Consider the following 21,878-nt stretch of genomic DNA (forward strand, 5'->3'; position numbering starts at 1 on the left):
GTCAGATCAACCCTTCACCGGCCAGCGTGCGCAGCCCGTCCTCGTCGAGGATCTCCACTACGTTCAGGTGGGGCAGGGCAATCAGCCCTTGCTGGCGCAGCTTGGTGAAGGTGCGGCTGACCGTTTCCATGGTCAGACCCAGATGGTCGGCGATGTCGCCTCGGCCCATCGGCAGCGACACGCGCAGGCCGTCGCCGCCCAGCCTGGCTTCACGCGCGGCCAGGCGCAGCAGGAAATCGGCCAGCTTCTCGGCCGGCTGCAGGCGTGCCAGCGCCAGTGCAGCGTCCTGCGCGGCATCCAGTTCCTGGCAGGCACGCTGCAGCAGCTTGCGCTCCAGGTGCGGGAAGCGGCTGCGGAGCGCCTTCATCTGTGGCAGCGCGACGCGGCAGACACGGCTGTCGGCGATGGCTTCGATGTCGTAGCGGTGATGGTCGCTGCCGCTCAGGCCCAGGTAGTCGCCGGGCAGCACGAAGCCGTTGATCTGGCGGCGGCCGTCGGCCAGGGTGCGTACCAGGCGCAGTGCGCCGGCAGTCAATGTATAGACATGGTCGCGTTCTTCACCCGTGCGGGCCAGCGTGCTGCCCATGCTGACCTGCTGCGAAACGGTGACCTGTTCCAGCGCCTGCACTTCATCGGGCGACAGCGCCGAGCACACCGCAAGGTGGCGAACCGAGCAGTGCAGGCAGTCCAGCGTGGTGCAGGACGGCGAGGCGGGATCGTTGGTGGCGGGCGGAGCGCCGGAAGGCCGTGACATGTTGCGGGGGCGTATCGCGGGCGGGGGAGGGCCTTATGATACTTCAAGCGGCCGTTCGACCCTGCCCGAGGCGGGGGCGCTAGAATGTCGCCCCCTCCCACGTCCCGTTCCAGCAGGAGTTCCGCCCGTGATCAAGCCCCGTACCCCGCCCGGCACCCTTGAACTGCTGCCGCGCGAGCAGATTGCGTTCCAGCGCATGCTGGACGTGATCCGCCGCAACTACGAGCGCTTCGGGTTCCTGCCGGTGGAGACGCCGGTGTTCGAGCTGTCCGACGTGCTGCTGACCAAGTCCGGCGGCGAGACCGAGCGCCAGGTGTACTTCGTGCAATCCACCGGTGCGCTGGCCAATGCGGCCGAATCGGGCGACCGTTCGCTGCCGGAAATGGCGCTGCGCTTCGACCTGACCGTGCCGCTGGCACGCTACGTGGCCGAGCACGAACACGAACTCACCTTCCCGTTCCGTCGCTACCAGATGCAGCGCGTGTACCGCGGCGAGCGTGCCCAGCGCGGCCGTTTCCGCGAGTTCTACCAGTGCGACATCGACGTGATCGGCAAGGACAGCCTGAGCGTTCGCTATGATGCCGAAGTTCTGGCGGTCATCCACGCCGTGTTCTCGGAACTGCGCATCGGTGACTTCAGCATCCAGCTGAACAACCGCAAGCTCATGCGCGGCTTCTTCGAGAGCCTGGGCGTGGCCGAAGGCGAGCGCCAGCTGGCGGTGCTGCGTGAAGTGGATAAGCTGGACAAGCGCGGCGCCGATTACGTGCGCGAGACGCTGGTGGGCGAGGGCTTCAACATCCCGGGCGAGCAGGTCGAGAAGATCCTGGCCTTTGTGGCCGTGCGTTCGCAGGGCCATGCCGATGCGCTGGCGCAGCTGGCAACGCTTGAAGCCGACGCCGGTTCTTCGGAGATCCTGCGTACCGGCGTGGCCGAACTGCGCGAAGTGCTGCAGCTGGTGCAGGCGCTGGGCGTGCCGGAAACCGCGTACTGCCTGAACTTCTCCATTGCGCGCGGCCTGGACTACTACACCGGCACCGTCTACGAGACAACGTTGACCGACCACCCGCAGATCGGCTCGATCTGCTCGGGCGGCCGCTACGAAGACCTGGCCAGCCACTACAGCAAGTCCAAGTTGCCGGGCGTGGGCATTTCCATCGGCCTGTCGCGCCTGTTCTGGCAGCTGCGCGAGGCCGGCCTGATCGATGGCATCGAGGCCAGCAGCGTGCAGGCGCTGGTGGCGCTGATGGACGAGCAGGGCATGCCGCAGTCGCTGGACATCGCGCGCCGCCTGCGCGCCGGTGGCATCAACACCGAAGTGCAGATGGAGCCGAAGAAGATCGGCAAGCAGTTCCAGTACGCGGCCAAGGCGGGCATCCGCTTCGTGGTGCTGGCCGGTGAGGACGAGCTGGCGCGGGCGTGGTGGCGGTGAAGGACCTGCTGCGCGAGCAGCAGTTCGAAGTGTCGCGCGATGAGCTGGCGAGCACCCTGCAGGTGGAGCTGGAGCAGTCGAAGGTGATGTAACGGCCGGTTGGCCGCATGCCAACACGCCACGAAAACGCCCACCACCCGGTGGGCGTTTTCGTTTCCGGGCCGCGTTCCGGGGTCAGAGCCGTTTTCCTTCAGAAAACGGATCCGACCCCTTGCTGTTCCAACAGCTCGCAGGAAACTGTCGACGGCGGGGTGGGTCCGGAGGCAGGGGTGTCCGCGGCATGGATGCCGCGGCCAAGCCCCCATGGACGGGTTTACGGCGTCCCCTGCCACCGGACCCACCCCGCCAACCCTCAGCCATCCAGCATTTGACGTCGCTTCGGCATCTAGCGGGTGCAGGGCAGCAGCCTTGCCGCCCCCTCAACCCCGATTTGACGCACTGCGCAAGAATGCGCTAATGTACTAACGCGCTATTACATTGATGCATGGAAACGACCCCGTGAAAGCCCGCCCCGAGATTGCCGCCAAAGACCCGAAGGCCGACCTGGAAGCCTTGGCCCTGGCCTTTGCCGCCCTGCGCGAGCCGGAGGAGGTGGAAGCCTTCCTGCGCGACCTGTGCACTCCGGCCGAACTGGAAGCCATGGCCGACCGCTGGAAGGTGGTGCCGTTGCTGCAGCAGGGCGTGCCGTACCGCGAGATCCACGAGCGCACCGGGGTCAGCGTGACCACCACCGGACGGGTGGCGCGCACGCTCGAGCACGGCCATCGAGGCTATGCCGCTGCCATCGACCGCCTTGCTTCGCGCTGATCCGCGCCCCGTTCCGAACTTCGAGACCTCCCCCATGAGTGCAACCCAGGCAGCGCCGGCACGAGACCGGCTGCGTATCGCCATCCAGAAGAGTGGCCGGCTGGCCGAGCCCGCCCGTAACCTGCTCAGCGCCTGTGGCCTGAGCTGGCGCGAAAGCCGCGACAAGCTGTTCTGCTACGGCGAATCGCTGCCGGTGGACCTGCTGCTGGTGCGCGACGACGACATCCCCGGCCTGATCGCCGACGGCGTCTGCGACCTCGGCATCGTCGGCCGCAACGAGCTGGACGAACAGGCCGCGGCACGCCGCCAGGTCGGCCTGCCGGACGCCTATCAGGCGCTGCGCGGGCTGGGCTTCGGCCAGTGCCGGCTGATGCTGGCGGTGCCGGAGGAATGGCAGTGGCAGGGTCCGGCGCAGCTGGCCGGCACCCGCATCGCCACCAGCTACCCGGCCATCCTCACGCAGTGGCTGGCCGAGCAGGGAGTGGACGCACAGGTGGTCGAGCTGTCCGGTTCGGTGGAAATCGCCCCGCGCCTGGGCACCGCCGACCTGATCTGCGATCTGGTGTCCAGCGGCGCCACCCTGCGCGCCAATCAGCTGACCCCGGTGCACAACCTGCTCGACAGCGAGGCGGTGCTGGCCGGTGCAGTACGGGTGCCCGATGATGCACGTGCATCGCTGCGCGCGATGCTGCTGCGCCGCCTCGATGGCGTGGTGCAGCGCCAGGACCGCAAGCTGCTGATGTTCCGCGCCAGCGAGGATCGCGTCGACGCGCTGGCGCAGTTGCTGGCCGATGCCGAGCCGCTGGTGCGGTTGCCGGCCGATGGCGGTGCGCTGCGCCTGCAGACCATGTGCCCCGGCCCGCTGAGCTGGCAGCGCATGGAAGAACTCGAGCGCGCGGGTGCGCAGGGCCTCATGGTACTGAGCGTGGAGCGGTCGCTGGCATGAACCGTCTGATCTGGTCCCAACTTGATGAGGCCGCGCGCAGCGCGGCATTGACCCGCCCGGTGCAGACCGTGGCGCAGCAGACCCGCGATGCCGTGACGGCCCTGATCGCGCAGGTGCGTGCACAGGGCGACGGTGCGCTGCGTGCGATCACCGCGCGCTTCGATGGTGTCGAGCTGGCCTCGTTTGAAGTCTCCGAAGCCGAATTCGCCGCTGCTGAAGCGGCCGTGCCCGCCGAACTGCGCCAGGCGATGGTGGACGCCGCCGAGCGCATCGCGCGCTTCCACGCCGCCGGCATGGGTAAAGGCTATGCAGTTGAAACCGCGCCGGGCGTGGTCTGCGAACGCATGCTGCGCCCGATCGGCCGGGTGGGCCTGTACGTACCTGCTGGCAGCGCGCCATTGCCGTCCACCGCGTTGATGCTGGGCGTTCCGGCGCAGTTGGCCGGTTGCCCGCAGGTGGTGCTGTGCACGCCGCCGCGCGCCGACGGCAGCGCCGATCCGGCAGTGCTGGTAGCCGCGCGCCTGACCGGCGTGCAGCGCGTGTTCAAGTTGGGCGGCGCGCAGGCGATCGCCGCGATGGCCTATGGCACCGCCAGCGTTCCGGCCTGCGACAAGCTGTTCGGGCCCGGCAACAGCTTCGTCACCGAAGCCAAGCAGCAGGTCGCGCAGGATGGCGCCGCCGCCATCGATATGCCGGCCGGTCCCTCCGAAGTGCTGGTGATTGCCGATGCTGGCGCCAATCCGGCGTTCGTCGCCGCCGACCTGCTGTCGCAGGCCGAGCACGGCCCGGATTCACAGGTGCTGCTGTTGACCGACGATGCCGCGATGCTGGCCGCGGTCGAGGTTGAGGTCGAGCGCCAGGTGGCCCTGCTGCCGCGCCAGCAGATTGCGCGGCAGGCGCTGTCAGCGTCGCGCCTGATCCAGGTTGATTCGTTGGACGAGGCCTTCGCGATCAGCAACCGCTATGCGCCCGAACACCTGATCCTGGCGCTGCGTGAACCGCGCGATTGGCTGGACAAGGTGCAGGCGGCCGGCTCGGTGTTCCTCGGCGACTACACCCCCGAAGCACTGGGTGACTACTGCAGCGGCACCAACCACGTGCTGCCCACCGCCGGCGCCGCGCGTGCTTACAGCGGCGTGAGCGTTGCCAGCTTCCAGAACCTGATCAGCGTGCAGAGCGCCAGTGCCGCCGGCCTGGCCGCGATCGGCGGCTGCGCGCGCATCATCGCCAGCGCCGAAGGCCTGGATGCCCACGAGCGTGCGGTGGCATTGCGCATGGAGGTGGCGGCATGAGCGCGGCTGTCGAGGAGGTGCTGGCGCTGGTGCGTCCGGATCTGCAGGCGTTCGCCGGCTACAGCTCGGCACGCAGCGCAGCGGTGCAGGGCGAGGTCTGGTTGAACGCCAACGAGTCCGCCTGGGCCAATACGGCCGACGCGGCTGGCAGCAGCCGGCGCTATCCGGAGCCGCAACCGTTGGCGTTGCGCGAAGGCTTGGCGGCGCTGTACGGCGTGACGCCACAGCAGCTGCTGGTCGGCCGCGGCAGCGACGAGGCCATTGATCTGCTGGTGCGCGCGCTGTGCGTGCCGGGCCGCGACGGCGTGGTGGTCACGCCGCCGGTGTTCGGCATGTACGCCGTCTGCGCACGCCTGCAGGGCGCCGCATTGATTGAAGTGCCGCTGGTGGACAGCGAAGATGGCCTGCGTGCCGATCTGGATGCGGTGGTCGACGCGGCCAAGGCGCAAGGTGCCAAGCTGGTGTTCCTGTGCGCCCCGTCGAACCCGGCCGGCAGTGACATCGCCCTGGACGAAGTCGAGCGGGTGGTGGTTGCGCTGCGCGGGCAAGCACTGGTGGTGGTGGACGAGGCCTATGTCGAGTACGCGCAGCGTCCGTCGGCGACCACGCTGCTGGCCGCGAACCCGAATCTGGCGGTGCTGCGCACGCTGTCGAAGGCGCACGCTCTTGCCGCCGCCCGCGTTGGCACCCTGATCGCCGCCCCGGAGCTGATTGCCGTGCTGCGCCGCTGCCAGGCGCCGTACCCGGTGCCGACGCCATGCACGGAACTGGCGGTGCAGGCGCTGCAACCCGCCGCGCTGACCATCACCGCCGAGCGCGTAGCCACGGTGATTGCCGAGCGCGAACGCCTGCGCGAGGCGCTGCCGGGTCTGCCCGGCGTGCGTCGCGTCTACCGCTCATCCGGCAACTACCTGCTGGTTCGCTTCGCCGATGCCCAGGCCGCGTTCGATACGCTGCTGGCTGTGGGCGTGGTGGTGCGCGACCAGCGCGCCGCGCCGCAGTTGGGTGATGCACTGCGCATCAGTATCGGCAGTCCCGAAGAGAACGACCGCGTGCTTGCGGCCCTGTCGGCGCGGAGGGCCGCAGCATGACCCCGATCCTGTTCATCGACCGCGACGGTACCCTCATCGAGGAGCCGTCCGACTTCCAGATCGACGCCTACGAGAAGCTGCGCTTCGTGCCGCAGGTGATCCCGGCGCTGCTGAAGCTGCGTGATGCCGGCTACCAGTTCGTGATCGTCACCAACCAGGATGGCCTGGGCAGCGACAGCTACCCACGCGCCAGCTTCGATGGCCCCAACGACCTGATGCTGCAGATCTTCGAGAGCCAGGGCATCACCTTCCGTGACGTGCTGATCGACTGCAGTTGGCCGCAGGACAACGCGCCCACGCGCAAGCCGGGCATCGGCCTGATGACCGCCTACCTGCAGGACCGCAGCATCGACTGGGCGCGTTCGGGCATGGTGGGGGACCGTATCACCGACCTGCAGTTCGCCGACAACCTCAACATCCGTGGCTTCCAGCTGCGCACCGAACAGTTCGGTGGCGAGTGGAACTGGCCGGGCATCGCCCATGCGCTGGCCGACGCGCCGCGTACTGCCGTGGTCCAGCGCAACACCAAGGAGACGAAGATCCGCGTTGAACTCGATCTGGACCGTGCCGGTGATGCGCGCATCGCCACCGGACTGCCCTTCTTCGACCACATGCTGGAACAGATCGGCAAGCACGGCGGGTTCGCGCTGGACATCCAGGCCGAGGGCGACCTGCACATCGACGAGCACCACACCATCGAGGACACCGGGCTGGCGCTGGGTCAGGCCCTGCGCGAGGCGCTGGGCGACAAGCGCGGCATCGGCCGCTACGGCTTCACCCTGCCGATGGACGAGACCCTGGCCAGCGCTGCGCTGGACTTCAGCGGCCGCCCGTACTTCGTGTTCGAGGGCGAATTCAAGCGCGAGCGGGTGGGCGACATGCCGACCGAGCTGGTGCCGCACTTCTTCCGTTCGCTGTGCGATGCCAGTGGCCTGAACCTCAACCTGCAGGTACGCGGCGACAACGATCACCACAAGGTGGAGGCCTGCTTCAAGGCGCTGGCGCGCGCACTGCGCCCGGCGCTGGCCCGGCAGGGCACGGCACTGCCGAGCACCAAGGGGGCATTGTGAGCGACGTCGCGCTGATCGATGCCGGTGGTGCCAACCTGGGCTCGGTGCGCTACGCACTGGAGCGCCTCGGCGCGACGGTGCGGCTGGTGCGCGATGCGGACGAACTGGTGGGTGCGCAGCGGGTGATCCTGCCCGGTGTCGGCGCCGCCGGTCCCGGCATGCAGCGCCTGCACGCGCAGGGCCTGGTGGAGCCGTTGCAGCGGCTGGAGGTGCCGCTGATGGGCATCTGCCTTGGCATGCAGCTGCTGTTCGAACGCTCCGAGGAAGCGGGTGTGGAGACACTGGGACTGATTCCGGGCGTGGTGCGCAAGCTGGTGCCGGCCTGTGGCATCCGCGTGCCGCACATGGGCTGGAACCGCCTGCTGCCGCTACGTGAGTCGGTGCTGTTGCAGGGTGTGCCGGAGCGCGCCAGCGCCTACTTCGTGCACAGCTATGCGGCGCCGCTGAATGCCCACACCGTCGCGGCGTGCGACCACGGTGGGCTGTTCACTGCCGTGGTGGAGCAGGGGCGCTACTACGGCGCGCAGTTCCATCCCGAGCGCTCCGGCGAGACCGGCTCGCTGATGCTGCGCAACTTCCTTGAGGGCACTGCTGCATGAGTTTCATCGTCTACCCCGCGCTGGATATCCGCGATGACCGCGTGGTGCGGCTGCGCCAGGGCGACTACGCGCAGGAAACCTCCTACGGCGACGATCCGCTGCCGCGCGCGCAGGCCTTCGCCGCACAGGGCGCGCAGTGGATGCATCTGGTCGACCTGGATGCTGCACGCGCAGGTGGCTATACGCTGGCACCGCTGCTGGCGGCGATCCGCGCGCAGACGCCGCTGCAGGTGCAGACCGGTGGTGGCGTGCGTGGCCGCGACGATGTGGCGCGCATGCTTGATGCTGGCGCCGGCCGCGTGGTGGTCGGCTCGCTGGCGGTGCGCCGCCCCGATGAAGTGGTCGGCTGGCTGGAGGAATTTGGCGCCGAGCGCATCACGATTGCGCTGGACGCGCGCCAGGACGCACAGGGGCAGTGGCAGCTGCCGGTGCACGGCTGGACCGAGAACGCCGGGGTGACCCTGGATGACCTGGCCCAGCGCTACGCGCGCGCCGGCATGCGCCACCTCTTGTGCACCGACATCGCCCGCGACGGCATGCTGGCCGGGCCCAATATCGGCCTCTACCAGCACCTGTCGGCATTGCTGCCGGGGTGGCGGTGCAGGCGTCCGGCGGCATCCGTGACGTGGCCGATGTGGCCGAGGCGCGTGCCGCTGGCTGCGGTGGTGCGATTCTCGGCAAGGCACTGCTGGAGCAGCGCATGGACCTGGCGGAGGCGCTGGCATGTTGAGCCGCCGCATCATTCCCTGCCTTGACGTGCGCGATGGCCGCGTGGTGAAGGGCGTGCGCTTCCGCGATCACGTCGACATGGGCGACATCGCCGAGCTGGCGCAGCGCTACCGCGACCAAGGTGCCGACGAGTTGGTGTTCTATGACATCGGCGCCAGCCCCGAGGCGCGTTCGGTGGACGTGGCGTGGATCGAGCGCATCGCGCGCCTGATCGACATTCCGTTCTGCGTGGCCGGTGGCATCGACAGCGTGGAAGCCGCGCGTCGCGTGTTGTTCGCCGGTGCCGACAAGGTGTCGATCAACTCTCCCGCGCTGGCCGCCCGGAACTGATCACTGAACTGGCCGACGAGTTCGGCGTGCAGTGCGTGGTGGTGGGCGTCGACTCGGTACGTGAAGCGGACGGCCAGTGGCGTGTGCGCCGTTTCAGTGGCGACCCGGACAAGACCCAGGCGGTACCGCTGCGTACCCTGGACTGGATCGTCGAAGCTCAACGGCGTGGCGCTGGCGAGATCGTGCTGAACTGCATGGACAGCGACGGTGTGCGCCGTGGCTACGATGTCGTGCAGCTGCAGCAGGCGCGGGCACTGTGCCAGGTGCCACTGATCGCCTCCGGTGGCGCCGGTGCGATGGAGCACTTCGCCGAAGCCTTTGATCAGGCCGACGTCGATGGTGCGCTGGCGGCGAGCGTGTTCCACAGCGGCGCCATCGCCATTCCAGAATTGAAGCGCTACCTGCGCGGACAGCAGATCGAGGTGCGGGATGTCTATTGAAGTCAGGCCTTCGTTGGACGCATTGCAGGCACTGGACTGGGGCAAGGGTGACGGCTTGCTGCCGGCCGTGGTGCAGGATGCCGATACGCTGCAGGTGCTGATGCTGGGCTATGTCAGCGCCGAATCGCTGGCGGCCACGCTGGCCATCGGCCACATGACCTTCTTCAGCCGCAGCAAGCAGCGGTTGTGGACCAAGGGCGAGCAGTCCGGCAACGTCCTGGCGGTGCAATCGATCAGTGTCGACTGCGATGCCGACACGCTGCTGGTGACGGCACGCCCGGCGGGGCCAACCTGCCACACGGGTGCGGAGAGCTGTTTCGACCAGGCGCCGAAGGACTTCCTGGGCGGGCTGGACCAGTTGGTCGCGATGCGTGAGGCGCAGCGCCCGCCGGGCAGCTATACGACCAGCCTGTTCGAGGGCGGCATCCGCCGCATCGCACAGAAGGTGGGTGAGGAGGGGGTGGAGACCGCTCTGGCTGCGGTTGCGCAGGATGACGAGGCGCTGCTCGGTGAGGCTTCGGACCTGCTGTACCACCTGCTGGTACTGCTGCGCGCGCGCGGTCTGTCGCTGGACGATGCGCGGGCGGTGCTGGAAAAACGCCATCGTTGAAGCGTGGTAGTGCCGGCCGCTGGCCGGCAACCTCCTGATCGCCGGACATCCAAGGGTTGCCGGCCAGCGGCCGGCACTACCCGCCGGCAATGCAGCCGAGCGTGGCTCGGCTCTACAATACCGCGTCTCTTTCTGCCGGATGCCTCCCATGAAACTGCCTGCTGCCTGGCTGTGCTGCCTGTTGCTGACCTCGCCGGCCTGGGCTGCGGACACCGTGGTCACCGGCAAGGTCTATCTGGAGCGTGACGGCAAGCCGGGCCGCGGTGCGACCGATCCGGGCCTGGCCGGGGTGCAGGTCTCCAACGGCGAGACGATCGTCAAGACCGCCGCCGATGGCAGCTACAGCCTTCCGGTGCGTGACGGCCAGACCGTGTTCGTGATCAAGCCCGATGCGTATTCGTTCCCGAAGGCGACAGACGGCCTGCCTTCGTTCTGGCGCCACTTCCGCCCGAACGGCTCGCCGGCGCTGAAGTACGGCGGCATCGCCGCCACCAGCGATGTCACCCGCAACTGGGATTTCGCGCTGCAGTCGGATCGCCATGACAGCCGTCGCGGCTTCCAGATGCTGGTCTTCACCGACTCCCAGACCGCCAGCCTGAAGGACATCGGCTACTACCAGCAGTCGATCGTGTCGCCGCTGGTCGGCCAGACCAAGGCGCGCATGGGCACCACCCTGGGTGACATCGTCAACGACGATCTGACCCTGTATCCGGCAATCAACAAGGTCACCACGTCGCTGGGCGTGCCGTGGTTCCATGTGCCGGGCAATCACGACCTCGATTTCGATGCAGCCAGCGACGAGCATTCGCTGGACAGCTGGCGCAACATCTACGGCCCGGACACCTACGCGGTGGAAGAGGGCGGTGCCAGTTTCGTGTTCCTCGACGACGTGGTGTATGACCCCAACGCAAGGCCGAAGTATGTCGGTGGCCTGCGCGAAGACCAGTTCGCTTTCCTTGCCAGCTACCTGAAAGGCCTGCACAAGGACCGCCTGCTGGTGCTGGGCATGCACATCCCGCTGTTCGACGCCGCGCCGGGGCGCGAGACCTTCCGTCATGCTGACCGCCAGCGCCTGTTCGACCTGCTGAAGGACTTCCGCAACGTGCTGGTGCTCAGCGGGCACAGCCACACCCAGCAGCACGTCTACCACGGCAAGGCCGACGGCTGGAACGGTGACAAGCCGCTGCACGAATACAACGTCGGTGCCAACTGCGGCGCATTCTGGTCCGGGGTGAAGGATGCCGCCGGCGTGCCGGACAGCGCCATGAGTGATGGCACGCCAAAGGGCTACGCGTTGCTGGACGTCGCCGGCAATGGCAGCTACAAACTGCAGTACCGCGTGGCCGGCAAGCCGGCCAGCGAGCAGATCGGCCTGCATGCGCCGAAGGTGCTGCGCCAGGGGGCCTATCCGGCGTGGGGTGTCTACGCCAACGTCTACATGGGCGAGGACGCCAGCGTGGTCGAGTACCGCGTCGATGGCGGTGCCTGGCAGCCGATGAAGCAGGTCAGTCAGCCCGATCCGCGCCTGATGGTGGAGAACGTGGCTGACGATCTGGCTGACAGCCTGCGCGGCTACGACCGTTCGCCGGAGGCCACCGCGTCGCCGCACCTGTGGCGTGGCGCGCTGCCGACCGACCTGGCAGTGGGCAGTCACAAGGTCGAAGTACGCTCTACCCAGCCTGATGGTGCAGTATTCACCGCCACCACCCGCTACAGCCTGCAGACGGCACAGCCCTGATCCCCCGCATCTCCGCTCCAGCGAAAGGACCCCGCATGGATATCCGCTTCATGGCCGGCACCACGCCAGTCACCCTCAGCCGCCACTGGTTCACCGGCGCGATGCTGCTGCAGAGCGCCACCGAGAAGGTCTGGGTGCAGCATCCGCTGCATCCGGGCACCCACTTCTCGTTCTCGCTGGTACAGTCGTGGCTGCGCCACATCGCCGGCCATGAGGTGCTGGTCGAGCGCACCCGGCCGCTGTTGTTCGCCGGCTTCCGCCCGCAGCGCCTGCGCGTGCTGGTGGATGGTGTGCAGGTGGCCGAACAGGAAGGCATGTAGTCCAACCTGAACCGCCGGCGCGCTAGGCAAAGCCGCCCCGATGCCTGAGAATCGGGGCGATTCAATCGATCCAAGCAGGCCAGCGTGACCATCGCAGCAGCGTCTCCGGTTTCCACCGACTCCGCCCGCGGCGGTCTTCCGCGCAGTCTCGTTGTCGCCGATGTCGGCGGCACCTTCGCCCGTTTGGCGCTGGCTGAAACGCAAGCCGGCCAGGCACCACTGCTGGGCAGCCATCGCACCTACGCCTGCGCCGAGCACCCCAGCCTGGCCGCGATCCTGGCCGATTTCACCGCTGGCCTCGGCCAGCCGGTACAGGCCGCGGTGGTCGCCATCGCCGGCCTGCTCGATGGCGATGTGCTGATCAATTCCAACCTGCCGTGGACGGTCTCGCTGTCGGCCACGCGGGTGCAGTCCGGGCTGTATGAGCTGCAGCTGATCAATGATTTTGAAGCGGTGGCGTTGGCCATTCCCTACCTGCAGCCTGACACCCTGGTGCCGCTCAATGGCGATGCTGACCCGGCGCAGGCGTTCCCGGCGCTGGTGCTGGGCGCCGGAACCGGCCTGGGTGCAGCATTGCGCTTTGCCGACGGCGAGCGTCCGGTGCTGGCCAGCGAGATCGGCCATGCCGCGCTCGGCGCCGGCAACGCGCTGGAACTGCAGGTGCTGGACAAGCTGCTGCAGCGCTGGCCGCACGTGGACAACGAGCGCGTGCTGTCCGGCAGTGGCCTGATGAACCTGTATCCGTGCCTGTGCGAACTGCGTGGCGTCACTCCGGTGTGGAGCAGTACCGAGGCACTGATCGGTGCCGCGCGCAGCGGTGAGGATGCGCTGGCCGTGGAAACGCTGCAGGTGTTCTGTGCCTGGCTGGGCAGCCTGGCCGGCGACGCAGCGATCGCGGTGGGTGCGCGTTCGGTGTACCTGGCCGGGGGTATTTCCGCGCATGTGCAGGATTTCCTGGCCGATGGTCGCTTCCGTGAGCGCTTCCTCAACAAGGGCGTGCTGACCGAGGTGCTGCGCCAGGTGCCGGTATGGCGCGTGGAGCATGGCCAGCTGGGCGTTCTCGGCGCAGCGGTCTGGTACGCCGCACGGCAGCCCACGCACGACTGATCGGCGTGGCCGGCATCGGGCCGGCCGTGCATTGCAGACTGGGAGGGGAAGATGGTGGATCGCAGGCAGTTCCTGCAGGCCGGCGCACTGGCCGCAGGCATGGTGGCCTTGCCGGGCGTGCAGGCGCGCACGCAGGGTGGGGCCAAGGTGGTTTCGACCTGGGACTTCGGCGTGCCGGCCAACCAGGCCGCGTGGAAGGTGCTGGCGCAGGGTGGCAGCGCACTGGATGCAGTTGAAGCCGGTGCACGCTGGGCCGAGAGCGAGCTGTGCAACCCCACCGTCGGCCATTGCGGTAACCCGGATCGCGACGGGGTGCTGAGCCTGGATGCGAGCATCATGGATGGTGATGGCCGTTGTGGCGCAGTGGCCGCGCTGGTGGACATCCTGCATCCGGTGTCGGTGGCCCGCAAAGTGATGGAAAACAGCCCGCACGTGCTGCTGGTGGGCGAGGGCGCGCAGCAGTTCGCGGTGCAGCAGGGTTTTGAACGCAGGCACCTGCTGACGCCGCAGGCCGAAGCGGCCTGGCGCGAGTGGCTGAAGACCGAGAAGTACCAGCCGCAGATCAATGCCGAGCGTCGTAATATTCCTGGCAACAGCGACAACCACGACACCATCGGCATGCTGGCGCTGGATGCCCGCGGTAAGCTGGCCGGCGCCTGCACCACCAGCGGCATGGCCTGGAAGCTGCACGGCCGGGTCGGCGACAGCCCGATCATCGGTGCCGGCCTGTATGTCGACAACGAAGTGGGCGCGGCCACTGCTTCGGGCGTGGGTGAGGAGATGATCCGCAACGCCGCCTCGTTCCTGGTGGTTGAGCTGATGCGCCAAGGGCGCTCGCCCGCGCAGGCCTGCCGCGAAGCCATCGACCGCGTGGTGCGCAAGCGCCCCGAAGCGAGCAGAACATTGCAGGTGTGCTTCCTGGCCATGAACAAGCAGGGCGAGGTGGGTGCCTACGCGTTGCACCGCGGCTTCGTCTACGCCGTGTGCGATGGACAGCGCCAGGACGACCTGCGCGACTCGCCGTCGATCTACACGAGCACTCAGGCGTGAGCACGCGGCTGACCCTGGAGATCGCCAGCAACTCGCTGGCCTCGGCGCTGGCCGCGCAGGCCGGCGGTGCCGACCGCATCGAACTGTTCGAGAACCTGGCCGAGGGTGGCACCACGCCGTCGTTTGCCACCATCGCGATTGCCCGGGAACGCCTGTCGATTCCGCTGTTCGTGCTGGTGCGCCCGCGCCCGGGTGATTTCCACTACGACGCATTGGAAACCGAACTGATGCTGCGTGACATCGCGCAGTGCCGCGCGCTCGGCTGCGATGGCGTGGTGATCGGTGCGCTGGATGTGCAGGGCGGGATCGATCTGGCGCTGTGCCGTGAACTGGTGCAGGCCGCCGGGCCGCTGCAGGTGACCTTCCATCGCGCCTTCGATGCTGCCCGCGATCTGCCGGCGGCACTTGAGCAGGTGGTTGAGCTGGGTTGCCAGCGCGTGCTGACCTCGGGCGGCCAGGTCAGCGCCGAGGCCGGCGCGGATGTGCTGGCGGGTCTGGTCACCCAGGCGGCGGGACGTATCACGGTGATGGCCGGCGCCGGGCTGGGACCGGCCAACATCGCGGCCGTTGCGCGACGGAGCGGCTGCACCGAACTGCACGCCTCGGCCAAGGGCCTGCGGCGCTCGGCCATGCAGTTCCAGAACCCGGCGCTGCGCGGCCTGGACCCGGACTGGAGCCAGACCGCCACCGCCACCGTGGCCGCACTGCGGCAGGCGCTGGACGGCGCAAGGTAACCCGCTTCTCCTGTAGAGCCGAGCCAACGCTCGGCTGCGCTTTGCGACAAACGACAGCAACCGGGCACGGGCTCGGCTCTACAACGCCCCGCTGCCGCCGCACGCGACAACGCGGACAAAACCGTTCCGCGCGCGATTGTCGCGTTCGTGTCATTGTCGTGTGCGCCGTTCTCTCAGCGATGTTGCGCAACCCTTTGATTGTTCTGGATACCGGCAGCCGATAGCGGCATTCCGCCAGCGGTTGCTGCATCGCCGCATGCCCGGCGCTGTTCAGCTGTGCTTTAGTTTGGATCGATCCACAGGGGAGGGGCTGGGACGGTCGTGAACCGATCCCGGTACCCGGATCAGCCGTCGTGCTACGCCACCACCCGTCCGTGCGTCCACCCTTTCCAAGAGCAACCACCCATGGCTCAGTCCGTTCGCAAGCGTCGTCACCTGCTGTCCCAGGCACTGGTCCTGGTCCTGTTTCCCCTGGCCGCTGGTGCACAGGAAGCGGCCAGTTCGTCCACCAAGGACTTGGACGCGGTCACCGTTACCGGTTCGCGCATCAAGCGCGCCGCGGTCGAAGGTCCGGCCCCGGTCAACGTGATCACCGCGCAGCAGATCCAGAAAGAGGGCTTCGTCAGCGTGTACGACGCGCTGAAGACGCTCACCGAAGCGACCGGTACCGTCGAAGCCGCCTCGCAGTGGGGTTCGCACACGCCAAATGCCAGCGGGCTGAACCTGCGCGGGATGGGCCCGAATCGCTCGCTGCTGTTGGTCAACGGCCGTCGCGTGGCCGATTACCCGCTGCCGTATGGCGGTGAAACCAATTTCTCCAACTACGGCAACATTCCGGCCGCAGCGGTGGAACGCATCGAAGTACTGACCGGCGGCGCCTCGGCCATCTATGGTTCGGACGCGATCGCCGGCGTGGTCAACGTCATCCTCAAAACCAACTACGACGGCGACGAAGTGCGCGTGCGCGGCGGCACCTCCACCGAAGGCGGGCGCGACACCTGGGACCTGTCATGGGCCGGCGGCAAAACGGGTGACAACTGGAGCGTGACCTATGCGTTGCAGTACACCAAGCGCGATCCGTTGTTCGGCCGCGACCGCCCGCAGATGGACGATGCCGATGATGCGCCGTATGCGTCCTGGAACATGGAGCAGCGCAAGGTCGGCTTCCGTCCCACGGCCGGGCTGGCGCTGATCGATCCGACGACGGGCCAGCGCCTGGCGCCGCCCACCGGTACCTGCGAGAAGTTCGACGGTGAGTACTACACGGCCGATCGACTGGTCTACAACTACGCCGCCAACCGCATCACCAACACCGGCCGCCTGTGCGGCATGAGCGCCGACTACGCCAACTGGCTGCTGACCGGTGGTGCCGAGAACGTGTCCGGCAACCTGTATGCCACCTTCGATTTCAGCAGCGACCTGCAGGCCTGGACCAACCTGGCGGCGTACCGCTCCGAAGCGATCTGGGGCACCAATCCACCCAGCGTCTCGCTGATCGACGATGACAACGGCTACTACTGGGATGCCAACCGCAACCGCCCGATCCTGGGCGTGCGCCAGTTCACCCCGAACGAAGTCGGCGGCTTGGACACCCTGCGCAACACCAACCGCGAGCTGTCATGGGACTGGAGCGCGGGCCTGCGTGGACGCCTTGCCGACAGCTTCGACTGGAGCGCCACGGTGGGCCGTTCCTACTATCGCGTGGAAGAACGGCAGAACGTGGTCGACAAGCAGAAGTCGTACGACTACTTCCTCGGCCCGCGCCTGGGCACCACCGCCAACGGCGAGGCGATCTACGCGCTGAACGAATCGCGCTGGTGGAATCCGCTCACGCCGGACCAGTACTGGCAGATGGGTGCGGTGGCCAGGAACCGCGCGTCATCGTGGGTCAACCAGGCCTCGGCGGATATCACCGGCGAACTGTTCCAGGGCTGGGCCGGCCCGATCTCGTTCGCCGCCGTGGCCGAAGTCGCGCAGCAGGGTTATCACCTCAGCCCGGACCCGCGCGCCGGCATCGACTTCGATCTGCAGAACGTCGATCGCGGTGGCGGCGAGCGCACCCGTTACTCGGCCGGCGTCGAGTTCAAGATCCCGCTGCTGGAGAGCGTGACGGCCACTGCGGCCGCCCGCTACGACCGCTATGGCAACTACAAGGCCGATGACAGCAGTGAAGCGCTGGATATCGGCAGCCAGAAGGAGACCACCTGGAACGTCGGCCTGGAATGGCGCCCGGTCGAATCGCTGCTGGTGCGTGGCTCGTACGCCACCAGTTTCCACGCGCCGGACATGCACTATCTGCTGGGCCAGCCGAGCAGTTCCGAAGTGCAGACCTATGACCGCCTGCGCTGCATCCAGAGCGGTGCCTACCTGGTCAACAACTGTGGCGTGGGCAACACCGATGTCTGGTACACCTTCGACGTGAACCGGCGTGGCACGCCGCTGCTGCGTTCGGAAACCGGCGATTCGTGGACGGTCGGCTTCGTCTGGGACGTGATGCCGAACCTGTCGGTCAGCGCCGACTACTGGGCGATCAAGCTGGAAGACATGATCGTCGATGTCGGCGCTGACGAGGTGCTGGCCAGCGAGGCCGGCTGCCTGACCGGCAAGAACATCGATGGCACGCCGTGGGCCAATCCGGCCGGTGGCGATTATTGCGCCGGCATCCTTGCCCGCGTGAACCGTGACAGCAGCGGCCGGCTGGTGTCGATCGAGCGCGGCCCGTTCAACCTGGCCAGCCGGGAAGTGCGCGGTATCGACCTGACTGCACGCTATCGCCTGGAAACCGCGCAGTGGGGCAGCTTCCAGCTGGGCCTGAACTACACCAACCAGATCTCGACCAAGGAACAGCGCTACGCCAACGACCCGAACCCGGAACGGCGCGACCGGGACCTGCGCAGCAAGCTGCGCGCGAGCCTGGCCTGGCAGCGCGGCAACTGGAACGCCAACGTCTATGCCGACCGCGTGGGTTCGGTGCCGGGCGTGCGCTATCACTGGGGCACCGATCGCCTGGACAATCCCGGCGGTTGCCTGCCGTTCGCCGACGGCTACGTGCCCAGTGACAGTCCGTCGCTGAACTGCCTGGAACCGGCACAGCTGCCGGATGGCTCGGTGAACCCTAACCCCAACGCGGGCCAGCAGACCTCGCGCTACTTCGGCCGGGTCGGGCCGTTCATCACCTGGAACGTCAACGTGGGTTACCAGGTGACCGAGCACGCCAAGGTCAATGTCTACGTCAACAACGTGTTCAATTCGGCCAGCTGGAACCACAAGGACCCGTACAAGCTGGACTATGACTTCGCCCCGACCCGGTTGCTGAGCGCGGTCGGCCGCGAGTTCGCATTGGAGTATGTGTTCACCTTCTGAGGAGACCGGCCTCCGCCGGTAGATCCACGCCATGCGTGGATGCGGAAACGGAACACCGGGGGCGGCGCCCCCCTTCAGGCATGCGGACAGGCTGGATTTGACCTTCCCACGATGGCAAGGTTTAGCCTGTCCGCATCCAGAAGGAAACCCGGGAATCCGATCATGAGCACGCCGCGCGCCGCTGCCGCCCCGCCAGCCCCTCCACCATCAGCCTGCCCATCGAGGGCATGACCTGCGCCAGCTGCGTAGGCCGGGTCGAGGCAGCACTGTCCAAGGTCGAGGGCGTGGGCAGTGTCTCGGTGAACCTGGCCACCGAGCGGGCGGATATTCGTCCGTCGGGCCCGGTGGATCGCGCGGCGCTTGTCCAGGCAGTGGAGCGGGTGGGCTATGACGTGCCCGCAGCGACCACCGAACTGGCGGTCGAAGGCATGACCTGCGCTTCCTGCGTGGGCCGTGTCGAACGCGCGCTGTTGGCCGTGCCCGGCGTCAGCCAGGCCAGCGTCAACCTGGCCACCGAGCGCGCCACGGTGCGTGGCATGGCGGACGTGGCTGCGCTGGTCGCCGCGATCGACAAGGCCGGCTATGACGCACGTGTGATCGAGGCGGGTGTGCAGTCCGATGACCAGGCTGCGGAAAAGAAGGATGCCGAGCGCGCCGAACTGAAGCGCGACCTGATCGTGGCGGCCGCGCTGGCACTGCCGGTGTTCGTACTGGAAATGGGCTCGCACCTGATTCCCGGCATGCACGCATGGGTGATGTCCACCCTCGGCATGCAGGCCAGCTGGTACCTGCAGTTCGTGCTGACCGCGCTGGTGCTGGCCATTCCGGGCCGCCGTTTCTACCAGAAGGGGTTCCCGGCGCTGCTGCGGTTGGCGCCGGACATGAATTCGCTGGTGGCGGTGGGCACCGCCGCGGCGTTCGGCTATTCGGTGGTAGCGACCTTTGCACCGCGGCTGCTGCCGCCGGGCACGGTGAACGTCTACTACGAAGCGGCGGCGGTGATCGTCGCGCTGATCCTGCTCGGCCGCTTCCTGGAGGCCCGGGCCAAGGGCCGCACCTCTGAAGCGATCAAGCGCCTGGTCAACCTGCAGGCCAAGGTGGCCCATGTGATCCGCGACGGCCGCGCGGTCGACATCCCGATCAATGAAGTGCAGAGCGGCGACCTGGTGGAAGTGCGCCCGGGCGAGCGCGTGCCGGTGGATGGCGAGGTGGTTGAAGGCCGCAGCTACATCGATGAATCGATGATCAGCGGCGAGCCGATTCCGGTCGAGAAGCTGCCGGGCAGCAGCGTGGTGGGTGGCACGGTCAACCAGAAGGGCGCACTGACGGTGCGGGCGACGGCCGTGGGCGCGCAGACCCTGCTGGCGCAGATCATCCGCATGGTCGAACAGGCGCAGGGCTCGAAGCTGCCGATCCAAGCGGTGGTCGACAAGGTCACGTTGTGGTTTGTGCCGGCGGTGATGCTGGCCGCGCTGGCGACCTTCGCGGTCTGGTTGATCTTCGGTCCATCGCCGGCACTGAGCTTTGCACTGGTCAATGCGGTGGCGGTGCTGATCATTGCCTGCCCGTGCGCGATGGGCCTGGCCACGCCGACCTCGATCATGGTCGGAACCGGTCGTGGCGCCGAAATGGGCGTGCTGTTCCGCAAGGGCGAAGCACTGCAGCTGCTGAAGGACGCGCAGGTGGTGGCGGTGGACAAGACCGGCACGCTGACCGAAGGCCGCCCGCGCCTGACCGACCTGGAGATTGCTGCCGGCTTCGATCGCAACAGGGTTCTGGCGGCAGTGGCCGCGGTGGAGTCGCGCTCGGAGCATCCCATCGCCCGCGCGATTGTTGATGCCGCGACCGGGCAGGGCATCACGTTGCCGGGCATGGTCGACTTCGAATCGGTCACCGGCATGGGCGTGCGGGCCAGTGTCGAGGGTGCACGCGTGGAGGTCGGTGCCGATCGCTTCATGCGCGACCTGGGCGTGGACATCACTGCATTCGCAGCATTGGCGGCGGAACTCGGCACGCAGGGCAAGTCGCCGCTGTATGCCGCCATCGACGGTCGCCTGGCCGCGATCATCGCGGTATCCGATCCGATCAAGCCGAGCACCCCGGCAGCGATCGCGGCACTGCATCGGTTGGGCCTGAAGGTGGCGATGATCACCGGCGACAACGCCGGGACCGCGCAGGCGATCGCGCGCCAGCTCGGCATCGATGAAGTGGTGGCCGAGGTGCTGCCGGAAGGCAAGGTCGAGGCAGTGCGCCGGCTGAAGGCCACGCACGGCCACGTCGCCTTCGTTGGTGACGGCATCAACGATGCCCCTGCGTTGGCTGAAGCCGATGTCGGCCTTGCCATTGGTACCGGCACCGATATCGCGGTGGAGTCGGCCGACGTGGTGCTGATGTCGGGCAACCTGCAGGGCGTACCGAACGCCATTGCGCTATCGAAGGCGACGTTGGGCAACATCCGGCAGAACCTGTTCTGGGCCTTCGCCTACAACACCGCGTTGATTCCGGTGGCCGCCGGCGTGCTGTACCCGGTCTGGGGCGTGCTGCTGTCGCCGGTGTTCGCGGCCGGTGCGATGGCACTGTCCAGTGTGTTCGTGCTGGGCAACGCACTGCGCCTGCGCCGCTTCCAGCCGCCGATGGCGGATGCCGCCGTTGCGACCCACTGAAGGAGAATCGCATGAATATCGGTGACGCCGCCAAGGCCTCCAGCGTGTCGGCGAAAATGATCCGCTACTACGAACAGATCGGCCTGATTCCTGCGGCGGATAGAACGGAGTCGGGCTATCGGGCGTATTCGCAGGCCGACATCCATCGCCTGCGCTTCATCCGCCGCGCGCGCGATCTCGGCTTCCAGGTGGCCGAAATCGGCGACCTGCTGGGCCTGTGGAACGACACGTCGCGCCACAGTGCCGACGTCAAGCAGCTGGCCGAGCAGCACATCGCCGACCTGGAACAGCGCATCGAGCACATGCGGCAGATGGCCGACACGCTGAAATCGCTGATCCGCTGCTGTGCCGGCGATGAGCGCCCGGAATGCCCGATCCTGCAGCGGCTGGGTGAAGACGATGAGGCTCCGCTGCCGGTGGAAGCGGCCAAGACCGGCGCGGTGCGCCGCCGCGCACGCAAGCACTGAGTTTTCATGTTCGCATGCACTGAAAAGCCCGCCCAGTGACAGTGCAGGGGGCGGGCTCCGCTGTGGCAGAAAGCAGGGGATCAGGCAGTGCGCGGCGGGAACCCCGCATCCTTCAGCGCGGCGAACACCTGCTCCTGTGATGCAGTGGTCTGCACCTTGACCAGGCCGGTCGGCGGATCGGCCACCACACTGGCGCTCGGATCGATCTGCTGGATCGCGCGGGTCACGCTGCGCGCGCAGCCGCCGCAGGTCATGCCGTCAACATGGAATTCCATCTGTAGCTCCTTCGGTGCTCGTGAGGTGAAACCAGTGTGCACCTTCCAACGATGGCAGGGTCAA

General features: G+C 67.6%; 16 protein-coding genes and 4 pseudogenes. 18 read left to right on the plus strand and 2 right to left on the minus strand.

Annotated features, from left to right (window positions below; genetic code table 11):
* Position 1: 1 nt before the first annotated feature.
* Complete coding sequence (locus DL544_RS09175) at positions 2–754, minus strand: Crp/Fnr family transcriptional regulator (protein ID WP_005416324.1); 753 nt, start codon at positions 752–754, stop codon at positions 2–4.
* 127 nt (positions 755–881) lie between these two features.
* Between DL544_RS09175 and hisS the strand changes: the two are divergent.
* The 18 genes and pseudogenes from hisS (at position 882) to cueR (ending at position 21,539) form a co-directional block, all read left to right on the plus strand.
* A pseudogene (gene hisS, locus DL544_RS09180) lies at positions 882–2,275 on the plus strand (histidine--tRNA ligase).
* Between the two features lie 406 nt (positions 2,276–2,681).
* A complete protein-coding gene (locus DL544_RS09185) occupies positions 2,682–2,990 on the plus strand; it encodes a YerC/YecD family TrpR-related protein (RefSeq protein WP_111173367.1) in 309 nt (102 codons plus the stop codon).
* A 34-nt stretch (positions 2,991–3,024) separates the two neighbouring features.
* Positions 3,025–3,936, plus strand: coding sequence for an ATP phosphoribosyltransferase (gene hisG, locus DL544_RS09190; protein WP_053499888.1), 912 nt, complete (start codon positions 3,025–3,027; stop codon positions 3,934–3,936).
* On the plus strand, positions 3,933–5,228 hold the full coding sequence (gene hisD / locus DL544_RS09195) for a histidinol dehydrogenase (RefSeq protein ID WP_139727030.1): 1,296 nt from the start codon (positions 3,933–3,935) through the stop codon (positions 5,226–5,228). The genes hisG and hisD overlap by 4 nt, the downstream gene beginning before the upstream one ends.
* Positions 5,225–6,319: a histidinol-phosphate transaminase gene (gene hisC, locus DL544_RS09200; RefSeq protein WP_065184993.1), complete on the plus strand. Its 1,095-nt coding sequence runs from the start codon at positions 5,225–5,227 to the stop codon at positions 6,317–6,319. The genes hisD and hisC overlap by 4 nt, the downstream gene beginning before the upstream one ends.
* The gene (gene hisB / locus DL544_RS09205; RefSeq protein ID WP_053499882.1) at positions 6,316–7,389 is read left to right on the plus strand and encodes a bifunctional histidinol-phosphatase/imidazoleglycerol-phosphate dehydratase HisB; all 1,074 of its coding nucleotides are present in this window, start codon (positions 6,316–6,318) and stop codon (positions 7,387–7,389) included. Before hisC ends, hisB begins: the two co-directional genes overlap by 4 nt.
* Complete coding sequence (gene hisH, locus DL544_RS09210; protein ID WP_139727031.1) at positions 7,386–7,988, plus strand: imidazole glycerol phosphate synthase subunit HisH; 603 nt, start codon at positions 7,386–7,388, stop codon at positions 7,986–7,988. Before hisB ends, hisH begins: the two co-directional genes overlap by 4 nt.
* A pseudogene (gene hisA / locus DL544_RS09215) lies at positions 7,985–8,718 on the plus strand (1-(5-phosphoribosyl)-5-[(5-phosphoribosylamino)methylideneamino]imidazole-4-carboxamide isomerase). Before hisH ends, hisA begins: the two are co-directional and overlap by 4 nt.
* Positions 8,712–9,487, plus strand: a pseudogene (gene hisF, locus DL544_RS09220) (imidazole glycerol phosphate synthase subunit HisF). The pseudogenes hisA and hisF overlap by 7 nt, the downstream one beginning before the upstream one ends.
* Entirely contained in the window at positions 9,477–10,097 is a 621-nt protein-coding gene (gene hisIE, locus DL544_RS09225; RefSeq protein ID WP_065184989.1) for a bifunctional phosphoribosyl-AMP cyclohydrolase/phosphoribosyl-ATP diphosphatase HisIE, read from the plus strand. Before hisF ends, hisIE begins: the two are co-directional and overlap by 11 nt.
* 148 nt (positions 10,098–10,245) lie before the next feature.
* Complete coding sequence (locus DL544_RS09230; protein ID WP_065177583.1) at positions 10,246–11,835, plus strand: calcineurin-like phosphoesterase C-terminal domain-containing protein; 1,590 nt, start codon at positions 10,246–10,248, stop codon at positions 11,833–11,835.
* Positions 11,836–11,870: 35 nt separating this feature from the next.
* A complete protein-coding gene (locus DL544_RS09235; RefSeq protein WP_005409434.1) occupies positions 11,871–12,155 on the plus strand; it encodes a hypothetical protein in 285 nt (94 codons plus the stop codon).
* 84 nt (positions 12,156–12,239) lie between these two features.
* Entirely contained in the window at positions 12,240–13,262 is a 1,023-nt protein-coding gene (locus tag DL544_RS09240) for a glucokinase (RefSeq protein ID WP_065197007.1), read from the plus strand.
* A gap of 51 nt (positions 13,263–13,313) precedes the next feature.
* Positions 13,314–14,312 (plus strand): glycosylasparaginase, encoded by a 999-nt coding sequence (locus DL544_RS09245; protein WP_139727032.1) that lies wholly within the window; start codon positions 13,314–13,316, stop codon positions 14,310–14,312.
* Entirely contained in the window at positions 14,309–15,046 is a 738-nt protein-coding gene (locus DL544_RS09250) for a copper homeostasis protein CutC (protein ID WP_065197006.1), read from the plus strand. The genes DL544_RS09245 and DL544_RS09250 overlap by 4 nt, the downstream gene beginning before the upstream one ends.
* 405 nt (positions 15,047–15,451) lie before the next feature.
* Positions 15,452–18,409 carry a TonB-dependent receptor plug domain-containing protein gene (locus DL544_RS09255; protein ID WP_139727033.1) on the plus strand — a complete coding sequence of 986 codons (2,958 nt, stop codon included), beginning with the start codon at positions 15,452–15,454 and terminating at the stop codon, positions 18,407–18,409.
* A gap of 162 nt (positions 18,410–18,571) precedes the next feature.
* A pseudogene (locus tag DL544_RS09260) lies at positions 18,572–21,072 on the plus strand (heavy metal translocating P-type ATPase).
* Between the two features lie 11 nt (positions 21,073–21,083).
* Positions 21,084–21,539, plus strand: coding sequence for a Cu(I)-responsive transcriptional regulator (cueR, locus tag DL544_RS09265; protein ID WP_065177589.1), 456 nt, complete (start codon positions 21,084–21,086; stop codon positions 21,537–21,539).
* An 80-nt stretch (positions 21,540–21,619) separates the two neighbouring features.
* On the opposite strand, the gene DL544_RS09270 is transcribed toward cueR, so the two are convergent.
* On the minus strand, positions 21,620–21,814 hold the full coding sequence (locus DL544_RS09270) for a heavy-metal-associated domain-containing protein (protein WP_065184972.1): 195 nt from the start codon (positions 21,812–21,814) through the stop codon (positions 21,620–21,622).
* Positions 21,815–21,878 lie beyond the last annotated feature (64 nt).

The sequence above is a fragment of the Stenotrophomonas sp. pho genome (assembly GCF_006228405.1).
In the GTDB taxonomy this organism is placed as follows: Bacteria; Pseudomonadota; Gammaproteobacteria; order Xanthomonadales; family Xanthomonadaceae; genus Stenotrophomonas; species Stenotrophomonas sepilia.

Bases quoted from the DNA above. Each gene is read 5' to 3' on its own strand.
- hisIE (WP_065184989.1), top strand. From the start codon at position 9,477: ATGTCTATTGAAGTCAGGCCTTCGTTGGACGCATTGCAGGCACTGGAC.
- DL544_RS09230 (WP_065177583.1), top strand. From the start codon at position 10,246: ATGAAACTGCCTGCTGCCTGGCTGTGCTGCCTGTTGCTGACCTCGCCG.
- DL544_RS09255 (WP_139727033.1), top strand. From the start codon at position 15,452: ATGGCTCAGTCCGTTCGCAAGCGTCGTCACCTGCTGTCCCAGGCACTG.
- hisC (WP_065184993.1), top strand. From the start codon at position 5,225: ATGAGCGCGGCTGTCGAGGAGGTGCTGGCGCTGGTGCGTCCGGATCTG.
- DL544_RS09235 (WP_005409434.1), top strand. From the start codon at position 11,871: ATGGATATCCGCTTCATGGCCGGCACCACGCCAGTCACCCTCAGCCGC.
- DL544_RS09245 (WP_139727032.1), top strand. From the start codon at position 13,314: ATGGTGGATCGCAGGCAGTTCCTGCAGGCCGGCGCACTGGCCGCAGGC.
- hisB (WP_053499882.1), top strand. From the start codon at position 6,316: ATGACCCCGATCCTGTTCATCGACCGCGACGGTACCCTCATCGAGGAG.
- hisD (WP_139727030.1), top strand. From the start codon at position 3,933: ATGAACCGTCTGATCTGGTCCCAACTTGATGAGGCCGCGCGCAGCGCG.
- DL544_RS09270 (WP_065184972.1), bottom strand. From the start codon at position 21,814: ATGGAATTCCATGTTGACGGCATGACCTGCGGCGGCTGCGCGCGCAGC.
- cueR (WP_065177589.1), top strand. From the start codon at position 21,084: ATGAATATCGGTGACGCCGCCAAGGCCTCCAGCGTGTCGGCGAAAATG.
- hisG (WP_053499888.1), top strand. From the start codon at position 3,025: ATGAGTGCAACCCAGGCAGCGCCGGCACGAGACCGGCTGCGTATCGCC.
- DL544_RS09175 (WP_005416324.1), bottom strand. From the start codon at position 754: ATGTCACGGCCTTCCGGCGCTCCGCCCGCCACCAACGATCCCGCCTCG.